The sequence below is a fragment of the Dietzia sp. 2505 genome, from assembly GCF_040546785.1.
Classification (GTDB): Bacteria; Actinomycetota; Actinomycetes; order Mycobacteriales; family Mycobacteriaceae; genus Dietzia.
The window spans coordinates 236,145-259,183 of sequence record NZ_JBEPON010000001.1; the positions used below are offsets into that span (position 1 = coordinate 236,145).

General features: G+C 68.2%; 24 protein-coding genes, 1 tRNA gene and 1 other RNA gene. 18 read left to right on the forward strand and 8 right to left on the reverse strand.

Annotated elements, in window-relative coordinates; genetic code table 11:
- Positions 1-27: 27 nt before the first annotated feature.
- The 4 genes from ABIE38_RS01070 to ABIE38_RS01085 form a co-directional block, all read right to left on the reverse strand.
- The gene (locus tag ABIE38_RS01070; protein WP_354053610.1) at positions 28-516 is read right to left on the reverse strand and encodes a GAF domain-containing protein; all 489 of its coding nucleotides are present in this window, start codon (positions 514-516) and stop codon (positions 28-30) included.
- Positions 517-647: 131 nt separating this feature from the next.
- The gene (locus tag ABIE38_RS01075; protein WP_354053611.1) at positions 648-1,853 is read right to left on the reverse strand and encodes an acyl-CoA dehydrogenase family protein; all 1,206 of its coding nucleotides are present in this window, start codon (positions 1,851-1,853) and stop codon (positions 648-650) included.
- A 49-nt stretch (positions 1,854-1,902) separates the two neighbouring features.
- On the reverse strand, positions 1,903-3,309 hold the full coding sequence (locus ABIE38_RS01080) for an acyl-CoA dehydrogenase family protein (RefSeq protein WP_354053612.1): 1,407 nt from the start codon (positions 3,307-3,309) through the stop codon (positions 1,903-1,905).
- A 120-nt stretch (positions 3,310-3,429) separates the two neighbouring features.
- Complete coding sequence (locus ABIE38_RS01085; protein ID WP_354053613.1) at positions 3,430-4,239, reverse strand: inositol monophosphatase family protein; 810 nt, start codon at positions 4,237-4,239, stop codon at positions 3,430-3,432.
- Between the two features lie 166 nt (positions 4,240-4,405).
- On the opposite strand from ABIE38_RS01085, the gene prfB reads away from it, so the two are divergent.
- The 10 genes from prfB to ABIE38_RS01135 all read left to right on the forward strand — a co-directional run bounded on the left by prfB (position 4,406) and on the right by ABIE38_RS01135 (position 11,706).
- Complete coding sequence (gene prfB / locus ABIE38_RS01090) at positions 4,406-5,515, forward strand: peptide chain release factor 2 (RefSeq protein ID WP_179524822.1); 1,110 nt, start codon at positions 4,406-4,408, stop codon at positions 5,513-5,515.
- Entirely contained in the window at positions 5,512-6,408 is an 897-nt protein-coding gene (locus ABIE38_RS01095; RefSeq protein WP_354053614.1) for a mechanosensitive ion channel family protein, read from the forward strand. The genes prfB and ABIE38_RS01095 overlap by 4 nt, the downstream gene beginning before the upstream one ends.
- Entirely contained in the window at positions 6,408-7,073 is a 666-nt protein-coding gene (locus tag ABIE38_RS01100) for a hypothetical protein (RefSeq protein ID WP_354053615.1), read from the forward strand. The genes ABIE38_RS01095 and ABIE38_RS01100 overlap by 1 nt, the downstream gene beginning before the upstream one ends.
- A 53-nt stretch (positions 7,074-7,126) precedes the next feature.
- On the forward strand, positions 7,127-7,816 hold the full coding sequence (gene ftsE / locus ABIE38_RS01105; RefSeq protein ID WP_354053616.1) for a cell division ATP-binding protein FtsE: 690 nt from the start codon (positions 7,127-7,129) through the stop codon (positions 7,814-7,816).
- The gene (gene ftsX, locus ABIE38_RS01110; protein ID WP_354053617.1) at positions 7,816-8,718 is read left to right on the forward strand and encodes a permease-like cell division protein FtsX; all 903 of its coding nucleotides are present in this window, start codon (positions 7,816-7,818) and stop codon (positions 8,716-8,718) included. The genes ftsE and ftsX overlap by 1 nt, the downstream gene beginning before the upstream one ends.
- A gap of 59 nt (positions 8,719-8,777) precedes the next feature.
- Positions 8,778-9,287, forward strand: coding sequence for an SsrA-binding protein SmpB (gene smpB / locus ABIE38_RS01115; RefSeq protein WP_182658185.1), 510 nt, complete (start codon positions 8,778-8,780; stop codon positions 9,285-9,287).
- Entirely contained in the window at positions 9,284-10,132 is an 849-nt protein-coding gene (locus ABIE38_RS01120; protein ID WP_354053618.1) for an EamA family transporter, read from the forward strand. The genes smpB and ABIE38_RS01120 overlap by 4 nt, the downstream gene beginning before the upstream one ends.
- A gap of 83 nt (positions 10,133-10,215) precedes the next feature.
- Positions 10,216-10,589, forward strand: a transfer-messenger RNA (tmRNA) gene (gene ssrA / locus ABIE38_RS01125).
- 167 nt (positions 10,590-10,756) lie between these two features.
- Positions 10,757-11,500, forward strand: coding sequence for a DsbA family protein (locus ABIE38_RS01130; protein ID WP_354053619.1), 744 nt, complete (start codon positions 10,757-10,759; stop codon positions 11,498-11,500).
- A 133-nt stretch (positions 11,501-11,633) separates the two neighbouring features.
- Positions 11,634-11,706 (forward strand) — tRNA-Ala (locus ABIE38_RS01135).
- A 314-nt stretch (positions 11,707-12,020) separates the two neighbouring features.
- Here ABIE38_RS01135 and ABIE38_RS01140 read toward each other — a convergent pair.
- Both ABIE38_RS01140 and ABIE38_RS01145 read right to left on the reverse strand, forming a co-directional pair.
- Positions 12,021-12,587 (reverse strand): hypothetical protein, encoded by a 567-nt coding sequence (locus tag ABIE38_RS01140; RefSeq protein WP_354053620.1) that lies wholly within the window; start codon positions 12,585-12,587, stop codon positions 12,021-12,023.
- Positions 12,588-12,755: 168 nt separating this feature from the next.
- Positions 12,756-13,262, reverse strand: coding sequence for a VOC family protein (locus ABIE38_RS01145; RefSeq protein ID WP_354053621.1), 507 nt, complete (start codon positions 13,260-13,262; stop codon positions 12,756-12,758).
- Between the two features lie 80 nt (positions 13,263-13,342).
- Here ABIE38_RS01145 and ABIE38_RS01150 point away from each other — a divergent pair, with 80 nt between their 5' ends.
- A complete protein-coding gene (locus tag ABIE38_RS01150; protein WP_354053622.1) occupies positions 13,343-14,194 on the forward strand; it encodes a helix-turn-helix domain-containing protein in 852 nt (283 codons plus the stop codon).
- Here ABIE38_RS01150 and ABIE38_RS01155 read toward each other — a convergent pair.
- Positions 14,146-14,565, reverse strand: a complete 420-nt coding sequence (locus ABIE38_RS01155; RefSeq protein ID WP_354053623.1) for a YccF domain-containing protein — start codon at positions 14,563-14,565, stop codon at positions 14,146-14,148. The two genes, ABIE38_RS01150 and ABIE38_RS01155, sit on opposite strands and share 49 nt — an antisense overlap.
- A gap of 111 nt (positions 14,566-14,676) precedes the next feature.
- On the opposite strand from ABIE38_RS01155, the gene ABIE38_RS01160 reads away from it, so the two are divergent.
- Together ABIE38_RS01160 and ABIE38_RS01165 are read left to right on the forward strand one after the other, a co-directional pair.
- A complete protein-coding gene (locus ABIE38_RS01160; protein WP_354053624.1) occupies positions 14,677-16,026 on the forward strand; it encodes a glycoside hydrolase family 1 protein in 1,350 nt (449 codons plus the stop codon).
- Positions 16,027-16,087: 61 nt separating this feature from the next.
- Positions 16,088-17,182 carry a serine hydrolase domain-containing protein gene (locus ABIE38_RS01165; protein ID WP_354053625.1) on the forward strand — a complete coding sequence of 365 codons (1,095 nt, stop codon included), beginning with the start codon at positions 16,088-16,090 and terminating at the stop codon, positions 17,180-17,182.
- A 29-nt stretch (positions 17,183-17,211) separates the two neighbouring features.
- On the opposite strand, the gene nadE is transcribed toward ABIE38_RS01165, so the two are convergent.
- Positions 17,212-18,084: an NAD(+) synthase gene (gene nadE / locus ABIE38_RS01170; protein ID WP_354053626.1), complete on the reverse strand. Its 873-nt coding sequence runs from the start codon at positions 18,082-18,084 to the stop codon at positions 17,212-17,214.
- A 215-nt stretch (positions 18,085-18,299) separates the two neighbouring features.
- Here nadE and ykgO point away from each other — a divergent pair, with 215 nt between their 5' ends.
- The 5 genes from ykgO (at position 18,300) to nrdF (ending at position 22,998) form a co-directional block, all read left to right on the forward strand.
- Positions 18,300-18,422 carry a type B 50S ribosomal protein L36 gene (gene ykgO / locus ABIE38_RS01175; protein WP_003852698.1) on the forward strand — a complete coding sequence of 41 codons (123 nt, stop codon included), beginning with the start codon at positions 18,300-18,302 and terminating at the stop codon, positions 18,420-18,422.
- A gap of 636 nt (positions 18,423-19,058) precedes the next feature.
- Positions 19,059-19,289, forward strand: a complete 231-nt coding sequence (gene nrdH / locus ABIE38_RS01180; RefSeq protein ID WP_277817551.1) for a glutaredoxin-like protein NrdH — start codon at positions 19,059-19,061, stop codon at positions 19,287-19,289.
- Between the two features lie 40 nt (positions 19,290-19,329).
- Entirely contained in the window at positions 19,330-19,776 is a 447-nt protein-coding gene (gene nrdI / locus ABIE38_RS01185; RefSeq protein WP_354053627.1) for a class Ib ribonucleoside-diphosphate reductase assembly flavoprotein NrdI, read from the forward strand.
- A gap of 68 nt (positions 19,777-19,844) precedes the next feature.
- Entirely contained in the window at positions 19,845-21,926 is a 2,082-nt protein-coding gene (nrdE, locus tag ABIE38_RS01190) for a class 1b ribonucleoside-diphosphate reductase subunit alpha (protein ID WP_354054061.1), read from the forward strand.
- A gap of 55 nt (positions 21,927-21,981) precedes the next feature.
- Complete coding sequence (nrdF, locus tag ABIE38_RS01195) at positions 21,982-22,998, forward strand: class 1b ribonucleoside-diphosphate reductase subunit beta (protein ID WP_182609498.1); 1,017 nt, start codon at positions 21,982-21,984, stop codon at positions 22,996-22,998.
- Positions 22,999-23,039 lie beyond the last annotated feature (41 nt).

Sequence of the window (23,039 nt, forward strand, 5' to 3'; positions counted from 1 at the left end):
GCCGGGTAGCGCGCAGGTCGGGCGGTCTCACCGGGTCCACAGGTCCGCGGTCTCGGCGGCACCGGCCTCCGACCGGATGCGTTGCCAGTTGCGACCGCCCCGCGCGAACGTGGCCCGGACAGCGGCGGGGACGCTCGACCGGTCTGTCGGCTCCGATCGCCACCGGCAGTCGCGGACGTGGACCAGGTCGACGGATCGCGCCTCGTACGAATTGTCGTAGCGCCACGGTCCCCCGAGACGCCCGAGCCAGTAGTTGCCGTCGACGTCCCGGGTCCACACGTATGCCCCGTCGGGCACGTCGGCGAACCGTTCGAGGCGGCGGGCCAGTCGGGGGTCGTGCTGAGCCGCGGCGGCGTCGACCGCCTCGGCGAGAGTTGAAGGTGGCGGTCCCTCCAGCCGACCCCCGATGCCGCAGAGCCCGTGTCGTAGCCCTCGCTCGACGCCCGCACCGTCCGCCACGGCGTCGTCCCTCGACCGCATCGGGGCCCGGAACAGGGGTACGTCGTCAGCCGCCATTGGAACTGCTCCTCTCGGGGCGCCCGCTCAGGTGGGCGCGGGACGGGCGAGCCCCGCGAACGAGGAACGCCCCCGTGGATCGATGATCCACGGGGGCGCCCGTCGTTCTCAACCGCGCATACGGCCGCGGCTCACTTCAGTTCTGCGCTGGACAGATCGAGGAGGCGCCTCGCGATCACCAGCTGCTGGATCTGCTGGGTGCCCTCGAAGATGTCGAGGATCTTGGAGTCGCGCGACCACTTCTCCAGGAAGCTGCGCTCGGAGTAGCCGTAGCTGCCGGCCAGTTCGACCGCGCCCAGGGTGACGGCGGAGCCGGTGCGCCCGGCCTTGGCCTTGCACATCGACGCCTCCTTGGTGTTGGGCATCTTGTTGTCGGCCATCCACGCCGCACGCAGGGTCAGCAGATACGCGGACTCCCAGTCGGCCTCGAGCTCGAGGTACTTGGCCACCGCGGCGGGCTGGCTGGTGGCGGGCCGGTCGTAGTCGATCTCGAGTCCGGCCTCCTCGAGCAGGGTGCGGATCTCCTCCAGGGCTGCGCGCGCGACACCGACGGCCATGCCGGCCACCAGCGGCCGGGTGTTGTCGAAAGTCTGCATGGCGCCCGCGAAGCCCTTGTCCACGCGGACCTCCGGGTCGCCCAGGAGGTTCTCCTTGGGGATCCGGCAGTTGTCGAAGGTGATCTGGGCGGTATCCGAGGCGCGGATGCCGAGCTTGTGCTCGAGCCGGTCCACGGTGACACCGGGGTGCTCGCGGGGGACCACGAACGACTTGATGGCCGCGCGACCCTTGGTCTTGTCCAGGGTCGCCCAGACCACGATGTGGTCGGCGCGGGCGCCGGAGGTCACGTAGATCTTGGTGCCGTTGATCACGTACTCGTCGCCCTCGAGGCGGGCGGTAGTAGACACGGCGGCCGAGTCGGACCCGAACTCGGGCTCGGTGATGGCCATGGAGGCCCACACCCGCCCGAACTTCTCCATCTGCTCCTCGCTGGCCACCGCGGCGATCGCGGAGTTGCCCAGGCCCTGGCGGGGGATCGAGAGCGTGAGGCCCACGTCGCCCCAGCACGTCTCGATGATGTTGAGCAGCGACTTCATGTTGCCGCCGTTGGACACGCCCTCGCGACGCGGTGCGCCGCCCGAGCCCATGGTGGCACCGGAGGCCGCCTGTCCGGCGTCCTCCATTGCCTCCATCATGGCCTTGAGCGTGTCGAGCTCGACGGGGTACTCGTGCTCCGCGAGATCGTACTTGCGGGAGACGGGACGGAAGATCTGCGTGGCGACCTGGCGGGCCTGGTTGGCGCCCGCCTCGAGCCGCTTGGGGAGTTCGAGGTTGATCATCGTCAGTGGTCCTTCGTGCTGATGGGGCGGGAGGCGTGGTGGGCGGTGCTCACAGGACCACCACGCCCTCGGCCACACCCACGGCGCGCAGGTCGCGGTACCAGCGCTCGACGGGGTGCTCCTTGGTGAAACCGTGTCCGCCGAGCAGCTGGACGCCGTCGAGGCCGATCTTCATGCCCTTGTCGGCGGCGATCTTGCGGGCGAGCGCGGCTTCGCGCGCGAACGGCAGACCCTGCTCGGCGCGCGACGCGCCGCGCCAGGTGATCAGGCGCATGCCGTCGAGCTCGGTGGCCATGTCGGCGACGGCGAAGGCGACCGCCTGGCGGTGCGCGACCGGTTCACCGAAGGCCTGGCGCTCCTTGACGTAGGGGGTCACGTAGTCGAGGACCGCGTGTGAGGTACCCACGGCGAGCGAGGCCCAGCCCAGGCGGGACAGACGGATCACGTCGGCGTAAGTCCTGGCCCGCTCCTCCGGGGAGGCGTCGGGGCCACCGAGGACCGCGTCGGCGGGGAGGGAGACGTCGGTGAGGACAATCCGCCCCAGACCCGCGGCGCGCAGGCCCATCGACGGGTCCGCCTCCACCACGAGTCCGTCGGTGTCGGACTCGACGACGAAGAGGGTCGGGAACCCGTCGAGAGAGGCGGCGACGACGAAGAGCTCGGCGCTCCCGGCGGTGGGCACCATCGACTTGACGCCGTTGAGCGTGAACCCGCCCGGCCCGCGGGTGGCGGTGGTCTTCAGCTCGAACGGATCGAAGAGCGGACGGGGCTCGGCCACCACCACGGCGGCCGCCGGGACCTGCTCGGAGGCGAAGGCCGGCAGGTAGGACTTCTGCTGGGCGTCCGATCCGAACTGGGTCAGGGTGGTCGCGACGCCGGAGGGCGCCAGGATCGGCAGGGCCAGACCCATGTCGCCGTAGGCCAACGCCTCGGCGACGAGCGAGTTGGTCACCACACCGCGCTCGGAGGCGATGCCCTCGAACTCCTCGGGCACGTTGAGCATGGTCGCGCCGATCTCGGCGGACCGGGTCAGAAGCGACGCGGGGGCCTCGGCGGCGTGGTCGGCGTCGTGCGCGGCCGGTCTGATCACCTCGGCGGCGAAGTCCCGGACGGTCTCGACGATCATTTGCTGGTCGTCGTCCAGGGTGAGGTCGAACAGGTCAGGCCTCGCCTCGGAGTCGGCATCGGGCAGACGCTTGGGCGAGCCGGATCCGGAGACCTTCTTGAAGGACTTGGTGGCGGCGCCGAGGGTCTTGAAGCCGGTCTTGGTGGCCTCGTAGGTGACCCGGTCGACCTTCTGGCGCAGATTGAAGCGCTCGGCGAACTCCGACCCGGTGATCGTCGTGAGCGCGCGCATCGCGGCTCCGATCGCGTCGATCCTCGTGGGGTTCTTACCCGGGGTGGAGGCCTCCGCGCGTCCGGTCGTGGACGGGGACGTGGGGTTCTTGCTCATCATCACCAGCTGTTCTCGTGACGGACGGTGGACGGTGCTGTCGGGAGCATCTTACTTCGGAGTAAGTTCCGAACGCCAGACTTTGCCCTCAAGTCGTTCCAACCCCTGGTGGGAGCCTCGGGTTCAGCCCCGGAGGAGCGCCACGGCGTGCTCGACGGCCCCCGGACGGCCCGCCACGAACCAGTCGTAACCGTTCACCTCGACGGTCGCGCAGAGCCCACCCGCGCCCTCGACCAGAGCCCGTCCGGGGAGCCAGTCCCACTCCGGGCACGAGTGCTGACACCACACCGAGTGGACGCCGCAGGCCACCGACGCCAGGTCGACGGAGCCCGATCCGAGCATCCGGATCGTCGCCGCACCGCGGCTGACCCGGTGGAAGGGGTCGGCGAGGTCGGGGTCGGCGAAGAACGGCGGGTGGAGATAGGTGGCCAGGCTGCCGGCGGCGAGGTCGCCGGGGGTGAGGCGGTCCACAGGGACGCCGTTCCGACGGGTGGGTACGTCCGAACCCCCGACGAAGGTGTCCCCGGTGACGGGCCGGTGGACGGCCCCCAGCAGGTAGTCGTCGGGCCCGGTGACGGCCACGGCCGAGCACCAGTAGTCCGAACCGCTGACGAAGTTGTAGGTCCCGTCGACCGGGTCGACGACCCACCTGCGTTCGTGACGTCCGGGGACCAGGGTCCCCTCCTCGCCGAGGACCCCGTCATCGGGGCGGTGGGTGGCCAGGAGGGCGGTGATCTGGCGCTCGGCGGCCCTGTCGGCCTCGGTGACCACGTCGGAGACCGAGGTCTTGTGGCGGACGTCCAGGCCGTCCTCGCGTAGGCGTCTAGCCAGGGAGCCGGCGTCGACGACGAGTCTGGTGGCCAGGTCCGCGTCGGTCATCGGCGCGACGGCCTCGTCGGACGGGGGACGCAGGTGGCGGGTCTCAGGGGACATCGGTTTCCTCCGCTGGGCCGCAGTGGCCCGCTGACCTCGGGCGGTAGCGGGTCCGTCGCCCGCGACGCTACCCCCGTCGGTCGACGGTGGGGTGTGCGCCGGACCGCGGGAGGGTGGCGGGTGGGGAAACGCGAGACGGACGTTCGGCCGCGTAGAGTTGGATCCCGTGCACCCCGACGTTTCCGCCGACATCGCAGCCCTCGACGCCACCATGACCACGGTCGAGAAGGTCCTCGACATCGAGGAGCTCGCTCGCCGTGTCGACGAGCTGGAGCAGATGGCCGCCGACCCCGACCTGTGGAACGACCAGGACCGGGCGCAGAAGGTCACCAGCGAGCTCTCCTACATCCAGGCCGACCTGCGACGGTGTCGTGAGCTGCGCCAACGCATCGAGGACCTCCCGCTGATGTACGAGCTGGCCGAGGAGGAGGGCGACGGAGCCGTCGAGGACGCGGACGCCGAGCGCCTCCAGCTGCGTGAGGACGTCGAGGCCATCGAGGTCAAGACGATGCTCAGCGGTGAGTACGACCAGCGTGAGGCAGTGGTCAACATCCGTGCCGGTGCCGGCGGCGTCGACGCCGCGGACTTCGCCGAGATGCTCATGCGCATGTACGTCCGGTGGGCGGAGAAGGCCGGCCACAAGGTCGAGGTGTACGACACCTCGTACGCGGAGGAGGCGGGCATCAAGTCGGCGACCTTCGTCGTCCACGACCCGTACATGTACGGCACGCTCTCCGTCGAGCAGGGCACCCACCGACTCGTGCGCATCAGCCCGTTCGACAACCAGGGCAGGCGACAGACCTCGTTCGCCGAGGTCGAGGTGCTGCCGGTGGTGGAGACGACCGACTCGATCGAGGTCAACGAGAACGAGGTCCGTGTCGACGTCTACCGCTCGTCCGGCCCCGGCGGGCAGTCCGTCAATACGACCGACTCGGCGGTCCGTCTCACCCACGTCCCGACCGGGATCGTGGTGACGTGCCAGAACGAGAAATCTCAGTTGCAGAACAAGGTCGCGGCCATGAAGGTCCTGCAGGCCAAGCTGCTCGCACGCAAACAGCAGGAGGAGCGGGCCGCCATGGATGCGCTAGGTTCGGGCGGCAACGCCTCCTGGGGTAACCAGATGCGGTCGTACGTCCTGCACCCATATCAGATGGTCAAGGACCTGCGGACGGAGTTCGAGGTCAACAACCCGTCGGCGGTCCTGGACGGCGACCTGGACGGGTTCATCGAGGCCGGCATCCGGTGGCGGATGCGGGAGGGGGCCGACGCGGAGTGAGTGTCCAGAGTGACTTCAGCCCGATCCTGAACTGGTTGGGCAACAACGGCCTTGAGGTCATCCTCCTCGTCCTCGGGGCGGCGCTGCTGACCCGGGTGATCGCCAAGATCGCGCGGATGTGGACCGGGCGGATCGACTCCCAACACGCCGACGAGGACTTCTGGTCGGAGGAGTCCAAGCACCTCCACTCGCTGATCCAGGTGATCTCGTACGTCGCCGTGGGGGTGTTGTACATCCTGTTCGGTATCCAGATCCTCTTGCGCTTCGGCGTCAACCTGGTAGCGCTGGTCGCACCGGCCACGGTGCTCGGTGCGGCACTGGGCTTCGGTGCCCAGAAGATCGTCCAGGACTTCCTGGCAGGGTTCTTCGTTCTGGCCGAGCGCCAATACGGCTACGGGGACATCGTCGAGCTCACCACCGCGACGGGTGTGACGGCGGGAACCGTCGAGGACGTCACCCTGCGCATCACCCGCCTGCGGACCCTCGACGGCGAGGCGGTGATCGTCCCGAACGGGCAGATCGTCACCGCGATCAACCAGTCGCAGGACTGGGCCCGCGCGATCATCGACGTGCCGGTGCCCAACAACGCCGACATGGACAAGGCCCACGAGGTCCTCGCACAGGTCTGTCGCGAGATCGTCGACGACGAGCGGGTGGGCCAGTACATCCTGGATGAACCCACCGTGATGGGTGTGCAGTCGATCCGGCTCGAACAGACCGTGATCCGGTTGCTGGCCCGGACCAAGCCCGGCATGCAGTGGGAGGTCGGCCGGCGGATGCGCGCGGTCATCCTGCGCCGGTTCCGCGCGGAGGGGATCGTTCTGGAGCCAGAGGCCCTGGCCGCGATCCGGGCGGGCATGCTCCGACCGCAGACCGGAGAGGGGAGCGCGTGATGGCCGAGCGCCGAGACGACGACACGACACCCGACGACCCCACACCTGACGGCACGACACCCAACACGGCTTCAGTCGGCGAGCTCGGCCCGGAGGCCGAGGACAGCGCGCGGGCCGAGGCGGCGACCACTCGCGAACCCCTGATCAGCGGTGATCCGCTGGGTCTCGGGGGCACCACCGATCCGGATGCGCCGTCCCGTCGGCCGCGACCGAAGATCGTGTCCCTGCTCGGGGAGTTCTTCAGGATGTCGCGGACCACCGCGATCCTGCTGGTGGCGTTCGTCCTGATCGCCATCCTGTACTCGATGGTCAAGACCGACCCGGTGGTCAACCTGCGCCCCCCGGGGGCACCGATAACGGCAGAAGAACCCGCGCCGGCCGAGGGGACGACACCCGTCGAGGGAACGCCGACCCCGGAGACCACGATCGACCAGACGACGGATCCGACCGCCACTCCGCAGACGTCCCCGCCTGTCACCGGAACGACGCCGCCGCCGGGACGGCAGACCCCGACGTCCCCCACGGGAGCGACCGGGCAGCAGGCACCGCCGCAGCAGTCACCGCAGGAACAGTCACCTCAGGAGCAGTCGCCGCAGGAGCAGGCGCAACAGGGAGAGGATTCCGGCGACGCCGGAGCCGGAGGGAGCCCTGCGACCACGAGCTGACACCGGCGGCTCCTTCGACTGCCGTGTGACTGGAGTAGCGCTAGGCTACTCGTGTGATCAGTGCTTCCCATGTGACCAAGTCGTACGCGTCCTCGACGCGTCCGGCTCTGTCGGACGTGACCGTCGAGATCGCCGAGGGCGAGTTCGCCTTCCTCATCGGCGCCTCCGGGTCGGGAAAGTCGACCTTCCTGCGCCTGCTGCTCCGAGAGGACCGGCCCGACTCCGGGACCCTGGTCGTCGCCGGCCATGACCTCACCAGGATGAAGGCCTCGTCCGTGCCGGCGCTTCGTCGCTCGCTCGGCTGCGTCTTCCAGGATTTCCGGCTGCTGCCGGGCAAGACCGTGGCCGAGAACGTGGCGTTCGCGCTGCAGGTGATCGGCAAGTCGCGCCGGACCATCGACAAGGTCGTCCCCGAGACGCTCGAGATGGTGGGTCTGGGTCGTGAGGCCGGTCGCCGACCGCACGAGCTCTCCGGCGGCGAACAACAACGTGTGGCGATCGCGAGAGCGTTCGTCAACCGACCGAAGCTGTTGCTCGCCGACGAGCCGACCGGGAACCTCGACCCCGAGACCAGCGAGGACATCATGCTGCTGCTCGACCGGATCAATCGGACCGGGACCACGGTCCTCATGGCCACGCACGACCGACACATCGTCGACCGCTCACGGCGGCGCGTGGTGGAGTTGGTCGACGGGAAGGTCGTCCGCGACGACTCCCGCGGCACCTACGGGGTGGGACGCTGATGGCCGCGCGGTTCATCGCGTCCGAGGTCGCACAGGGGCTGCGCCGCAACCTGTCGATGACGCTGGCCATGATCATCACCACCGCCGTCGCGTTGGCGATGCTCGGCGCCGGGGTGTTGGTGGTCATGACCGCCTCGGCCAGTCAGGTCAAGTACGACTATCTCAACGAGTTCCGTGTCTACGTGGACCGGGCCATCTCCCTGGAGGACCCCGACTGCACCTCGTCGTGCGGTGAGATCCGGGACGAGTTGGAGGCCACGGCCGGCGTGGCCTCGGTGGAGTACAAGAACCCGCAGGAGACGTACGAGGAGTTCGTCGAACTCTTCGCCTCCACCGACCCCGTCCTCGTGGAGTCGACCTCCCCGGACGCCCTGGGGTCGCGATTCACGCTCACGCTCGACGACCCCACCCGCGCGGAGTCCGTGGCCGAGGACCTGGAGGGTGTCGCGGGGATCGAGGTCGTGCAGGGGCAGGGGGAGCTGGTCGAGCGCGTCTTCTCGGTCCTGGACGGCATCCGGAACGCCGCGTTCGCCGTCGCGGTGGTCCAACTCCTGGCCACGGTCCTGCTCATCGCCAACATGACGCAGATCGCGGCCTTCACCCGCCGGACCGCCCTGGGGATCATGCGACTGGTGGGCGCGAGCCGCTGTTACACCGAACTCCCGTTCGTGGTGGAAGCCGTGCTCGCGTCGGTGGTCGGTTCGCTGCTCGCGGTCGGGGGGCTGCTGGGGGCCAAGGTCGTCTTTCTCGACAGGGTGCTGGCCGAGGCGTACCGGGCGAACCTGGTGGAACGGATCACCACTGTCGACATCCTGATGCTGGCCCCGGTCCTCGTGGTGGCGGGCGCGGTGGTGTCCGCGCTCACGGCATGGGTCACGCTGCGGATCACGGTTCGGCAGTGATCCCGCACTGATCTAGAGTGGGGGATCTGCCCGACGGACGGACGAGGAGGTGAACCGGCGTGGCCAAGAAGAACAAGAAGAAGGGCGCGTCGTCCCTCGGCCGTGACGGCAGCGTGGTCGCGAGCAACCGCAAGGCCCGGCACGAGTACTCCATCCTCGACACCCACGAGGCGGGCATCGCGCTGTTGGGTACGGAGATCAAGAGCATGCGCGAGGGCCAGGCCTCGTTGGTCGACGCGTTCGCGACGATCGACGACGGCGAGGTGTGGCTCCGCGGGCTCCACATCCCCGAGTACTCCCACGGGAACTGGACCAACCACGCGCCCAAGCGGGCCCGCAAACTGCTGCTGCACCGTCGCGAGATCGATTCGCTCGTCGGCAAGGTGCGGGACGGCAACGCCACGCTGGTCCCGCTGTCCCTCTACTTCGTGAACGGACGGGTCAAGGTCGAACTGGCCGTCGCGCGGGGTAAGCAGGCCCACGACAAGCGACACGACATCGCCAAGCGGACCGCCGAACGCGAGGCCGTGCGCGAACTCGGCAGGAGGATCAAGGGCATGCACGCATGATGCCGGTCGCGCTGGCGTCGACATCGGCGGTGGCGTACGGCATCAGCGACTACCTCGGCGGAGTCGCGTCCCGGCGGGCCCGCGCACTGCGGGTCGTCAGCGTGTCGTACCCGCTGTCGATCGTGCTGGTCGGGGCGGCGGCGGTGGTATCCGGGGGGTCACCGACTCTGGCCGGACTGGCCTGGGGGCTGACGTCGGGCCTCCTGTCAGGGCTCGCGGTGTGGTCGTTCTACGTCGCGCTCTCGCGCGGGCCGATGAGCGTGATCTCGCCGATCACTGCGGTTCTGGCCGCGTCGGTGCCGCTCGCGTTCGGGTTGGTGGCAGGGGAGCGGCCCGGGGCGGGAGCCCTGGTCGGGATGTCGGTGGCGCTCGTCGCGACAGTCCTCGTCTCACTGGAGAGCCACGAGGGTTCCTCGATCGGCCACGGTCGCCTCACCCTGCCGCTGATGGCGCTCACGGTGCTGTCGGGGCTGGCGTTCGCGGGATTCTTCGTCCTGCTGGCACAGGTCCCGGCGGGTGAGGGTCTGTGGCCGGTCGCGGCATCGCGGATCGGTGCCACCGGGGTCGTCCTGGCGGCGGCGTTCGCCGCCCGCGAGTCGTTCCGGTTCTCCCGGCGCCTCATCGCCATCGGCCTGGTGATCGCGGTGTTCGACGCGGTCGCCAACGGCGCGTTCTATTTCGCCTCCCAGGCGGGCATGCTCTCCCTGGTCAGCGTGATCGCCGCGCTCTACCCCGCCTTCACGGTGGCGCTGGCCATCACCCACGGTGGGGAGCGCCTTCGCGCGGTCCAGATCGCGGGGCTCGCACTGGCAGGGGTGGCGATCGCACTGCTCGCGCTGGGGTGAGGTGGAGACGGAGCTCACCCTGGCGGTCGGACCTCGGTCGGGGTAGGGTCAGTGGTCCGTCGACGAGAGTCGGCGGACCTGACGGGGCTGATGTGGTTTCGACTACGTGAGTTGACGCAGGGGAAGCGTGCCGGTGCAGGCCAGAGACCACCGTAAGCGTCGTGGCAACCAATTACGCGCCGATACCAATCAGCGCGACTACGCCCTCGCTGCCTGACAGCGAGCCCGTAGTCTGTCGGCCCGGGGTCGCCCTCGCCCCGGTCACCGGCATCATCTAGAGGGATCACCGGCTCACCCGGTCACGGGGTGGGTCGGGACATCCAACAGTGACTGGGATCGTCATCGCCGACATGTCCGCATGAGGGCGAGATCCGAGTAGAGGCCAACGCGGACTGCGCACGGAGAAGCCCTGCCGATGCTGCGGAGGACCCGGGTTCAATTCCCGGCAGCTCCACCATCGGGCCGAGCCCCCGGTCGATCATCGACCGGGGGCTCGGTGCATTTATGGCGTCGCCACCTGCCCGCACCTGAAAGAGGCCTCAGGCGGCTTCGGTACCCTCTCGGTAGTCGCCAGTCGCTCGGAAAGGGCCGACGGTTTCCCAGCAGAGAAAGGCCCACCCACACGTGAACGCCAAGTCCGCAGGTAACAAGAGCACGAAGGTCCTGAAGACCAAGAAGAACAACGGGATGCTGATCACGGTCGCCGCGCTGATCGCCGTCGCCGTCCTGGTCCTCGGCGGTGTCGTGTGGATGGCCCAGCGGGGTGGCGAGGCCAACCCGATCACGTTCGGTGAAACGGCCGACGAGCTGATCGAGATCTCGGACACAGGCGTGATCGCGGTGGGGGAGGAGACCGCCCCGACCGTCCAGATCTGGGAGGACTTCATGTGCCCGGCGTGTGCCTCGTTCGAGGGGCAGAACGGTGAGCGGCTCGCCTCCGCCGTGGAGGCCGGCGACCTGCGGGTGGAGTTCCACACCCTGAACTTCCTCAACCGACAGTCCGCGTCGGGCGAGTATTCCACCCGCGCGATCGCCGCGATCCAGTGTGTGGCAGCCAAGGACTCGCTGCCGGTCTTCTTCGACGTCAAGAACGCCTACTTCGCGCAGCAGCCCGCCGAGGGCGGTGGCGACCGCTCCGCGCGGGAGTTGGCGTCCACCGCCGAGGCGGCCGGAGCGAATGCGGACACGGTCGAGTGCATCGGCAACGTGGAGACCAATGGCGGGATGGAGAAGGCCTCGGACACGGCCGACAATTCGCAGGACAGCATCCGGGAGGTCACCGACCGGGTCTCCACCCCCACTGTCGCCTACGAGGGTGAGGTCGTGGAGATCGCCGATCCGGCCTGGCTGGACAACATCCTCGCCTGACCCCGGTCCACAGCGATCGATACCGGCCCCGCCCGTCCAGGGCGGGGCCGGAGGCGATTTGGAGGGCCGAACCGGGATGGTGTAACTTTGGTCGAGCCGGTCGCCGAGAGGTGAACGGCAGAGAAATCAATACGGGGCTATGGCGCAGCTGGTAGCGCACCACACTGGCAGTGTGGGGGTCAGGGGTTCGAATCCCCTTAGCTCCACCCGAGTAGTCGATCCGGAAACGGACGGCTCATACGAGCAAGAGCCCGGCCACTGGCCGGGCTCTTTTTTTATCTGGACAGGCCTGTTGAGTTCAATCGGTCGTTGCATCACCTGAGTGTGTGAGGTGTGGCGGAGTGACTCGACGATCTGACTGTGATCCGGCGTGGCGCGTGGTCGCGGGTCGCTCAGACGACTCGGCGTTGTGGGCGGAAGTGGCACTCGGCGTGAACCCGTCCTCGTTTATCGGCTGTCACGGAGCTCTGCTGACATCAGTTGTGCCCCCACGACGGACTGTGAAGGCCAGGCGCGGTGCTCACCGAGCTGCATCGGAAACGATGCGCCGTGCGGCGAATCCCGTCACGACCGCCACGGTAGCCGCCATGAGCAGCCCGGCGACCAGGTAGACACCGAACAGGGTCGGTGCCGGAGTGGTCTCGTCGATCAACGGCGACGGTGCCAGGGGCCACAGGATGCCCACCGCCCAGGCCGCGGCGTTGACAGGAATCCAGAAAGTGGCCCGCAGGCGATTGCGCCGAAGGACCACCCATTGGAGGGTCGGGATGGACAGCAGGAGCACCAGCCCGAGTACCGCCGCGAGGACGAGAACCCAAGGTGAGGCCCAGTCGGTCCCGCCCAGGCTGCTGGGGAGCATGCCAATCGACCAGGCGGTCGCCGCCCCCGCAGCGGTGGCGAGTATCCACCGCGACCGGGGCACAACCGATCCGAAGCCGATGGACTGGCCGTACCCGAGCAATGCTCCTTCACACGCCCCCGCGAGAATCATCGCGGGATAGACAACGCCCGCCGGTGCTGCGAGCAACCCCAGGGTCCCGCCGATTGCCGCGGGAAAGGCGAAGCCCACGGCTTCCGCGATCGTCACGGACACTATCCAGCGACGGAGAAATCGCTCACGGGCCATGGTCAGCCCGTGCAGTCCGCTGCGGGTGGAACAGTGTGCCTTTCCGACCGGGAACGAGGTGCCAGGATGATGTCCACGCCGGGGACCCTACGCCGGAAGACGGTGTAGGACGGAGCACAGGCGGCGAGGCTAGCCTTGCCGTGCCGCCCACTCGGCGACCCGACGTGCGCTCTCGGACTCCGACAGGTCCTCCACGCGGGACATGATCGACCATCGGATGCCGTACGGGTCCCGGATCGAGGCGTACCGGTCGCCGGAGACGAACTCGCTCACATCCTCACGGATCGTCGCCCCGGCCTGTGCTGCCCGGTCGACCACCTCGTCGACGTTCGCGCAGTACATCCCGATCGAGTAGCAGGCCACCTCCCCGGAGGGTGGGGGAACGAGCCCGAACTGGGGACTGGGTTCGCCGACTTGCAGCCGGCCGTTGCCGAAGTCGAGTTCGGCGTGGACGACCATCCCGCCCATCTCGGTCACATCGACCACCCGTGCGCCGAACACGGAGGAATAGAATTCGACCGCGTCCCCCGCTCTCTCGACGGCGAGGAACGGTGTGAGGCTGGTCGACCCGTGGGGGACGCCGTCGGTGGTGTGTTCTCCGGTGACCCCGGTCCGGGGCGTGGTGTTCTCTGTCATGCGACGAACCTACGAGGACATGCACGTGAGTGGCTTGAAGATTTGCGACGCCGTCGCGTCGGAGACGCGGGGAGGGGACGATGTCCGACCTCCCTGATCGACGCGGGGTCCTCTATCCGGACCGGCTGCCGACCTTTCACCGCGAGGACGCCCCGTGGGAACTGCGTGACCGCATTCGCTGGTTCTGGATCCCGCGCTGGCGTCTCGCGCCGGGGGAGACCTCCCGGCAGGAGCTGCTGCCTTTTCCTGCGTCGAATCTCGTCGTCGAACCGGGTGGAGTCAGCCTCTCCGGACCGACGACCGGCATCTCCCACCGCGACCTGAGCGGTACCGGGTGGGCGGTCGGCGCCCTGCTCCGTCCGGCCGGGTTGGCCTCGTTGACGGCCGAGCCCCGGCGGCTCCGCGACGCGGAGACGCCGGTCGAGGCCGCCGGGTTGCATCGCGCCGTCACGGCGGCGATGGGGGAGGCGGACGAAGCCGTCGGCCGGTCGTGCTCGCCCGACCAGCGCGAGTCCGTCGCCCGCGACCGGGCGCTGCGCTTCTTCTCCGCCTGGGCCGCCGCGAACCTGGCCGCCCCGGACGCCGGCGGAGTCATGGCCAACGCCATGGAGGATCTCATCGCCTCGGACCGGTCGATCGTGCGTGTGGACCAGGTCGCCGCAGCCCTGGGCGTCTCGACTCGCGCGGTGCAGCGACTCGCTCACCGCTATGTGGGACTACCGCCACTCGCGATGATCCGTCGGTACCGACTCCAGGAGGCCGCACAGCGGCTACGCGAGGACCCGGCGGTGACGATCGCCCGGATCGCCGCGGAGCTCGGTTACTCCGACCACGCTCATCTGAGCGCGGATTTCCGCACGGTCCTCGGCCTTAGTCCCCGCTCCTACCGCCGCGCGCCCGGCGCCGCGGCGAAGGGATCCTCCGACGGGTGACGGATGGGAACGATCCGCTGGCCGAGGGGGAGCAGGGCCAGCGGGACCATCTTCCAGCAGGCGATGCCGAAGGGGATGCCCACGATCGTCAGGCACAGCAGCAACCCGGCGACCAGGTGGGCGATCGCCAGTTCCCAGCCGAGCACCAGGATCCACAGGATGTTGCCGATCAGGGAGAACGCACCGGCATCCCGGCGGAACTCGGTCCGCCGCCCGAACGGCCACAGGACGTACGCCGCGAGTCGGAACGACGCGATACCGAACGGGATGGTGATGATGAGGATGCAGGCGATGATCCCGGCGAGGACGTACACCAGCGCCAACCACCAGCCGGCGAGAAGAAACCAGAGCACGTTTCCCAGTGTTCGCATCCCACCACGGTAGACGCCGCGGGCGGCCGCCGGGCCGGGTCCCGGCGCTCTACATGCGAGCCCGCCGCCCAAAGCGCTGACGCCCGCCGAGGCATGTGTCATGTTTTAGTGATGGGTGTTCATAAGTTTGCCGTCACCAGAATTGTTCTCGCTCAGTTGCTCGTCATAAGTCTGGTCGCGACCGCCCTCATCGCGGTTTCCGTGCAGGCTCGGGCCGAGGCGCGGGTGGCCGAGGGATTCCACTGGGGGGTGGCCACCTCGGGTTTCCAGGTCGAGGGTTCAAATATGGATTCCAACTGGAAGCGATACGTCGACGCCGCCGCCGCGCGTGGAGAGGCGGACCCGGTCAACGACGCCGTGGACTTCTGGAACAGGTACCCCGAGGACATCGCCCGTGCCGCGGACATGGGGGTCACCACGTTCCGGCTCAGCGTGGAATGGTCCCGGATCGAACCGGAGCCGGGGCGGTACGACGAGGAGGCGTTGCGCCGGTACGACCGCATCCTCGACACCATCCGGGCGCATGGCATGACGCCGATGATCACCATGGTCCACTACGTGTACCCGGGATGGCTGGTCGATCGCGGCGGCTTCCTCTCGCCGGACTCAGTGGAGGCGTTCGGTCGCTATGCCGAGCTCATCACCGAGAGGTGGGCCGGCGACGGGACGATGTGGGTCACCTTCAACGAGCCACTGGTGTTCTTCAGCCATGAACTCCGCATCGGGCTGGTGGGACTGCACCAGTTCAACGCGTTCCGCGACAACGTGGTCGCGGCCCACAAGCTGGGATACCACGCCGCGCACCGGGCCGACCCGGACGCGATGGTGACCGCCAACGAGGCGTACCTGCCCGCGTTCGCCCCGGCCACGGACGACCTCCTGCTCAATCACATCCGCGATGAGCTGGACTTCATCGGGGTCGACTACTACTACGGCATCGCGCTCGACAACCTCACCACCATCCGCGCGGCCTGGGACGACTTCGCCGGCGTCCGTCCGCAGCCGGAAGGGATGTACGAATCGATAGCGCACTACGCCCGGCACTTCCCCGGAAAGCCGCTGTACATCGTCGAGAACGGGATGCCCACCAACAACGGCCACCGGGAGGACTCCTTCGAACGTGGCGACTACCTTCGGGACGTCGTCTTCTGGATCCAGCGCGCGGTCGCCGACGGGTACCCGGTGATCGGGTACAACCACTGGTCCCTGGTCGACAACTACGAGTGGGGCAGCTACGACTCCCGCTTCGGCCTCTACCGGGTCGACGTGCTCACCGACCCGACTCTCGAGCGCAGACCGACCTCCGGGGTGGACGCGTACCGGGACGTGATCGCACGCGGCGGCGTCCCGGAGGGTTACCGTCCGGTCCTGCCGGTGGGGACGTGCTCGCTGGGGACGATCCCCGATACCTGCCTCGAGCCCGTCGACGTGCACGGCCCGCTCGCGCGGTTGGCGGGCTGACGGCCCGGACCACCGTCGACGAGCCCTTCTCCAGCCAGCCCCCCGGACGTAAGGTCAGCCCATGGAACGGTTCGCCTCCGTCACCGGGGAACTCGACGCCATGGTCGCCTCCGGACGGTTGACGGGATACGTCTGCGGGGTACGGCAGGACGGTCGATCACGGATCGCCTCGGGTGGGACGCGGTCGCCCGGCGGCCCCGGGCTCGACCCGGATGCGGTGTTCCCGCTGTCGTCCAACACCAAGCCGGTGGGCGGTGTGCTCGCGCTGAGGTTGGTCGAGCTCGGGGTCCTCTCGCTCGACGACCCGGTGGCCACACTCCTGCCGGAGCTGTCCGCCCCACGGGTCCTCACCCGGCCGGGCGGGCCGATCGACCGGACCGTGCCGGCCGGGCGACAGATCACGCTGCGCCATCTCCTCACCATGACCGCCGGCGTCGGCTGGGCGGGGGAGGGCAGTCCACTGACCGTCGCCATGAGCGAGCGGCAGGTCGCACCGGGCCCCTACGCCCCGCCGATGGAGCCGGACGAGTATCTCCGGCTGCTGGGTGCACTGCCCCTGGCGGACCAGCCCGGGCGGGGCTGGCACTACCACACCAGCAGCGATGTCCTCGGGGTTCTCCTGGCGCGGGCAGCGGGCGCCACCGTGTCCGGGCTGGTGGCCGAGCACGTCACGGGGCCGCTCGGACTGGCGGACTGCGGGTTCACCGCCGACCCGGATCGACTCCCCACCTGCTACGGGCTCGGACCCGACGGGGGTCTCCGGCCGCTGGACATCCGGAGCAGGGTCGCTCACCCACCTCGCTTCGAGTCCCTGGCGTGTGGGCTGTCCTCGACCGTCGCCGACTATCTGGCCTTCCTCGACGTTCTGGTCGACGGCGGGTCCGTCCTGGGACCGCAGTACGTGGAGATGATGACGACCGACCACCTGACCCCGCGGCAGCGTGCTGATGCGGAAGGGTTCATCGGACCCGGTTGCGGGTACGGGATGCAGGTGGAGATCCGCCCGGGCGGGGTCGTCGGTTGGGCCGGGGGACTGGGGACGATCGGCTACGTCGACCGGCGCACAGGCCGCTGCGCGGCCGTGTTCACCACGCAGTCCTTAGACGTGCCGGGGACGGCGGACGCGCTGGACTCGGTGTGGGAGCTGTTGCGGTGACCGATCGACGGTGACCGACAATCGGGGCGTCACCCTTCGCGCCACCAGGTGTCGAGTGGCGTGGCCGGGACCGCCCGCTTGTGGCGGGTGGCCAGGAACAGCTGCTCGATCCGTGCAGCGGCCTCTGACGGCACGCCGTCCCGGCCCTCCAGGTAGTCGTCGATCTGCTCGTACGTCACGCCCAGTGCCACCTCGTCGGGCAGGCCCGGGCGGTCATCCTCGAGATCCGCGGTGGGGACCTTCCGCCAGGTCGACTCCGGGGCCCCGAGGTGCTGCAGCAGCGCTGCACCCTGCCGTTTGGTGAGACCGGTCAGGGGGGTGAGGTCGACGCCGCCGTCTCCGTACTTGGTGAAGAAACCGGTGACAGCCTCGGCGGAGTGATCGGTGCCGACGACGAGGTGGCCGAGCTGCCCGGCCACCGCGTACTGCGCGACCATCCGCTGGCGCGCCTTGACGTTGCCGCGGACGAAGTCGCGGAGCGGACCCGCGTGGCCGGGAAGGTCCTCCAGAGCAGTCGCAGCCGCACTGGAGGCGGCCTCCGAAGCCGCCCGGATGTCGACGGTGACACGGGCATCGGGCTGGATGAAGTTCAGGGCCGCGACGGCGTCGTCCTCGTCCGCCTGGGTGCCGTGGGGCAGGCGCATGGCGACGAAGCGGGCGTCGGGCAGGCCCTCGTCGCGGAGCTTCTCGGCGGCGAGCTGGCACAGTCGACCCGTCAGGGTGGAGTCTTGGCCCCCACTGATCCCCAGGACGAAACCCGTGGCGGGGGTGCTGCGGAGGTACTCGGCCAGGAACGCCACCCGCCGGGCCACCTCGTGCTCCGGATCGATGTCGGGGCGAACGCCGAGTTCGGCGATGATGGATGCGCGGAGAGCGCCGGTGTCGGGAGAGGACTGAGTCATGGCGTCAGCATAGGAAGCAAGTGTGACTTCTGCGTGACATGCGGACTGGGCGCACGAGGTGCCCGGTTCCGCCGGTTGGAGTTCTGACGGGGCAGTCCGTTACGATGGACCAGTTGTGTGTCGTGCATCCGACCTCCGGGTCGGACGTGTCGCGCAGTCATCCCCAGTCGTGTCGGCGGCCATCACGGCCGCCCCGAGAGCCTAAGGAGCGCCAGATGAAGGTCCGCAAGTCCCTTCGGTCGCTGAAGAACAAGCCGGGCGCCCAGGTTGTCCGTCGTCGCGGCAAGGTCTACGTGATCAACAAGAAGGACCCCCGTTTCAAGGCCCGCCAGGGCTGAGTCCGTCCGCGTGGGATCCCACGCACCCTCGAGGGCCCGCCTCCGGTTCGCCGGCGGCGGGCCCTCGTCGTCGTCCCGGGGCGGGGCCGGCCCGCGCCGACGGTGACCCCGGACGACCCCGCCGTCACGAGGCCTCCCGGTGCCCTCCCGCGACGGTGACCCCGGACGACCCCGCCGTCACGAGGCCTCCCGGTGCCCTCCCGCGACGGTGGCCCCGTCGCCCCTGTGGAGTGAGTGGGGACAAGGTGTGGGGTGGTTGGGGACGACCTGTGGGGCGCCGGACGGGGTCTCCGGCACCGTCTCGCGCGTGGCAGAGTGACGGGCGGGGAGCGTGGCGCCGGCATTCGGGTCGACCGTGACAACGGTGGGTGGGAAGTGTCCACAAGGCGGGATCGCGACCTGGGAATACCACCGTTGTAAGACCAAAATGTTGTGGTCGATTGACTCGTCGGACACTAGGGGTAGTGTCTAGAGTGTTGCGGCCCCCGATGAATGCCACTTGTGGCATTCGGGCTGTGAACCCTGACAGACACCACGGTTATCCACAGGCCGGGCGGAAGCGCCGGAACCGATGACCGTCCGAGAAGAGCCCCTCCGCGCCTCCCCGGCGCCCGTGCCGAAAGAGGTCCACGACTGATGGTCACCGTCTACACCAAGCCCGCCTGCGTCCAGTGCAACGCCACCTACAAGGCGCTCGACAAGCAGGGCGTCGAGTACCGGGTGGTCGACATCTCCGTCGACGACGACGCGCGTGAGTACGTGATGGCCCTCGGGTACCTGCAGGCTCCCGTCGTGGTGTCCGGTTCCGATCACTGGTCGGGTTTCCGGCCGGACCGGATCAAGGCCCTCGTCACCGTCGCGGCCTGAACCCGGGAACCCGAACACATGTGATCCGAAGGGGGCAGTCATGGCGGCTCCGCTGTCGGCCACCGAGCCGGTGAGGATCGTCTACTTCTCCAACGTCTCCGAGAACACCAAGCGGTTCGTCGACCGTCTGGGGCTCCCGGCGCTGCGCATACCCACGCGGAGGACCGAAGCGGGGCCGATCGTGTCGGACCCGTATGTTCTGATCGTCCCGACGTACGGGGGATGCCTCGAGGTCACGGGCAGGACCGGGGCGTCGGTCCCGCGACAGGTCGTCGCGTTCCTGAACAACGCGCACAACAGAAGCCTCTGCCGCGGCGTGATCGCCGCCGGTAACACCAACTTCGGTTCGGACTATGCGGTCTCAGGCGACGTGATCGCACGCAAACTCGAGGTCCCGTACCTCTACAGGTTCGAACTGATGGGCACACAAGAGGACGTCATCCGCGTCCGCGAAGGATTGGAAGAGTTTTGGCAGCACCGACCGTGACCCCCGAAGGCACCATCGCCGGCGAGGCGGGCGAGGGGCAGCGCCTGGATTACCACGCGCTCAACGCCATGCTCAACCTCTACGACGCGGACGGCAGGATCCAGTTCGACAAGGACCGTGAGGCCGCGCGGGAGTACTTCCTCCAGCACGTCAACCAGAACACGGTCTTCTTCCACAACCTGGACGAGAAGCTGGACTACCTGGTCGACAAGAACTATTACGAGCGAGAAGTGCTCGACCGGTACACGCGCAACTACGTGCGCGAGTTGTTCGACCACGCCTACGCCAAGAAGTTCCGCTTCCCCACGTTCCTCGGCGCGTTCAAGTACTACACCTCGTACACGCTCAAGACCTTCGACGGGAAGCGGTACCTCGAGCGCTACGAGGATCGCGTCTGCATGGTCGCCCTCACGCTCGCGGACGGCGACGAGGACCTCGCCCGCCGCCTGGTCGACGAGATCATCGACGGTCGCTTCCAGCCGGCCACCCCCACGTTCCTGAACTCGGGCAAGAAGCAACGCGGCGAGCCCGTCTCCTGTTTCCTGCTGCGCATCGAGGACAACATGGAGTCGATCGGTCGCAACATCAACTCCGCATTGCAGCTGTCCAAGCGCGGTGGCGGGGTGGCGCTGCTGCTGTCGAACCTCCGCGAGCACGGCGCCCCGATCAAGCACATCGAGAACCAGTCCTCCGGCGTCATCCCCGTGATGAAGCTGCTGGAGGACTCCTTCTCCTACGCCAACCAGCTCGGCGCCCGCCAGGGTGCCGGAGCGGTGTACCTGCACGCCCACCACCCGGACATCTTCAAGTTCCTCGACACCAAGCGGGAGAACGCGGACGAGAAGATCCGGATCAAGACCCTGTCGCTGGGCGTGGTGATCCCGGACATCACGTTCGAACTGGCCAAGCGCAACGACGACATGTACCTGTTCTCGCCGTACGACGTCGAGCGGATCTACGGCAAGCCCTTCGCGGATGTCGACATCACGGAGCACTACACCGAGATGGTCGAGGACAGCCGGATCAAGAAGACCAAGATCAACGCGCGGCACTTCTTCCAGACCCTCGCCGAGCTGCAGTTCGAGTCCGGTTACCCGTACATCATGTACGAGGACACGGTGAACCGGGCCAACCCGATCGCCGGCAAGATCACGCACTCGAACCTGTGCTCGGAGATCCTCCAGGTCTCCACGCCGTCGACGTACAACGAGGACCTCACCTACTCGCACGTGGGCAAGGATATCTCCTGCAACCTCGGCTCCCTCAACATCGCCAAGGCCATGGACTCGCCGGACTTCGGCCGGACCATCGAGACGGCGATCCGGGGGCTGACCGCGGTGTCCGACCAGACTCACATCGACTCGGTCCCGTCGATCGAGAGGGGCAACGCCGAGTCCCACGCGATCGGCCTGGGGCAGATGAACCTCCACGGCTACCTCGCCCGCGAGCGGATCCACTACGGGTCGGAGGAGGGCGTGGACTTCACGAACATCTACTTCTACACGGTGCTCTACCACGCGGTCCGGTCGTCGAACCTCCTCGCGCGGGAGCGGGGGACGTGGTTCGCCGGGTTCCCGGAGTCCACGTACGCGTCCGGCGAGTTCTTCGACAAGTACACGGACAGGGCATGGGAGCCGGCCACCGAGCGGGTGCGCCAGCTGTTCACCGAGGCGGGCGTCGCGGTGCCCACCCAGGAGGACTGGCGCGCGCTCAAGGCCGACGTGCAGCAGTACGGCATCTACAACCAGAACCTGCAGGCCGTGCCGCCCACCGGGTCGATCAGCTACATCAACAACTCGACCTCGTCGATCCACCCTGTCGCCTCCCGGATCGAGATCCGCAAGGAGGGCAAGATCGGTCGCGTCTACTACCCGGCACCCTACCTGACCAACGACAACCTGGACTACTACCAGGACGCGTACGAGATCGGGTACGAGAAGATCATCGACACGTACGCGGCGGCCACCCAGCACGTGGACCAGGGGCTCTCGCTGACCCTGTTCTTCAAGGACACGGCCAGCACCCGCGACGTGAACCGCGCCCAGATCTACGCGTGGCGCAAGGGGATCAAGACCCTGTACTACATCCGCGTGCGCCAGCTCGCACTCGAGGGCACAGAGGTCGAGGGCTGCGTCTCGTGCATGCTCTGACCCCCGGGCCTCAGGCCTGCGCCCCGAACCACCCCCGCCATCACGAGGAGATCCGATGACCGCCGAGCTGCACGCTCCGGGATCCCACAGCCCCGCCGCCGGGGTCGCCCCCCGGCTCGTCGACCGGGTGTCGGCGATCAACTGGAACCGCGTCACGGACGAGGTCGACGATCAGGTCTGGGGTCGGCTCACCAGCAACTTCTGGCTCCCGGAGAAGGTCCCGGTGTCCAACGACATCCCGTCGTGGCAGACGCTGACGGACTCGGAGCAGCAGCTCACCACCCGGGTCTTCACCGGCCTGACACTGCTGGACACCCTCCAGGGGACGGTCGGTGCGGTCAGCATGATCCCCGACGCGTCGACCCCGCACGAGGAGGCGGTGCTCACCAACATCGCCTTCATGGAGTCGGTCCACGCCAAGAGCTACTCCACCATCTTCTCGACGCTCTGCTCCACGCCGCAGGTCGACGACGCCTTCCGCTGGGCGGAGGAGAACACCTTCCTGCAGCGCAAGGCGCACATCATCCTCGGGTACTACTCCGGGGAGGATCCCCTCAAGCGCAAGATCGCCTCGACCCTCCTCGAGTCGTTCCTCTTCTACTCGGGCTTCTACCTGCCCATGCGCTGGTCCTCGCGGGCCAAGCTCACCAACACGGCGGACATCATCCGGCTCATCATCCGGGACGAGGCCGTACACGGCTACTACATCGGGTACAAGTACCAGCGTGCCCTCGAGCAGATCGGTCAGGCCGAGCGCGACGAGTTGAAGGACTACACCTTCGAGTTGCTCTTCGAGTTGTACGACAACGAGGCGGACTACACCGAGGACCTCTACGACACCGTGGGGTGGACCGAGGACGTCAAGAAGTTCCTGCGATACAACGCCAACAAGGCGCTGATGAACCTCGGGTACGAGGGGATGTTCCCCAAGGACGAGACCAACGTCGATCCCGCGATCCTCTCGGCGCTCAGCCCGAACGCGGACGAGAACCACGACTTCTTCTCGGGTTCCGGAAGTTCCTACGTCATGGGCAAGGCCGTCGCCACGGAGGACGAGGACTGGGACTTCTGACCCGATCGTCGTCACCACCTCACCCCGGCACCCGATCAGGT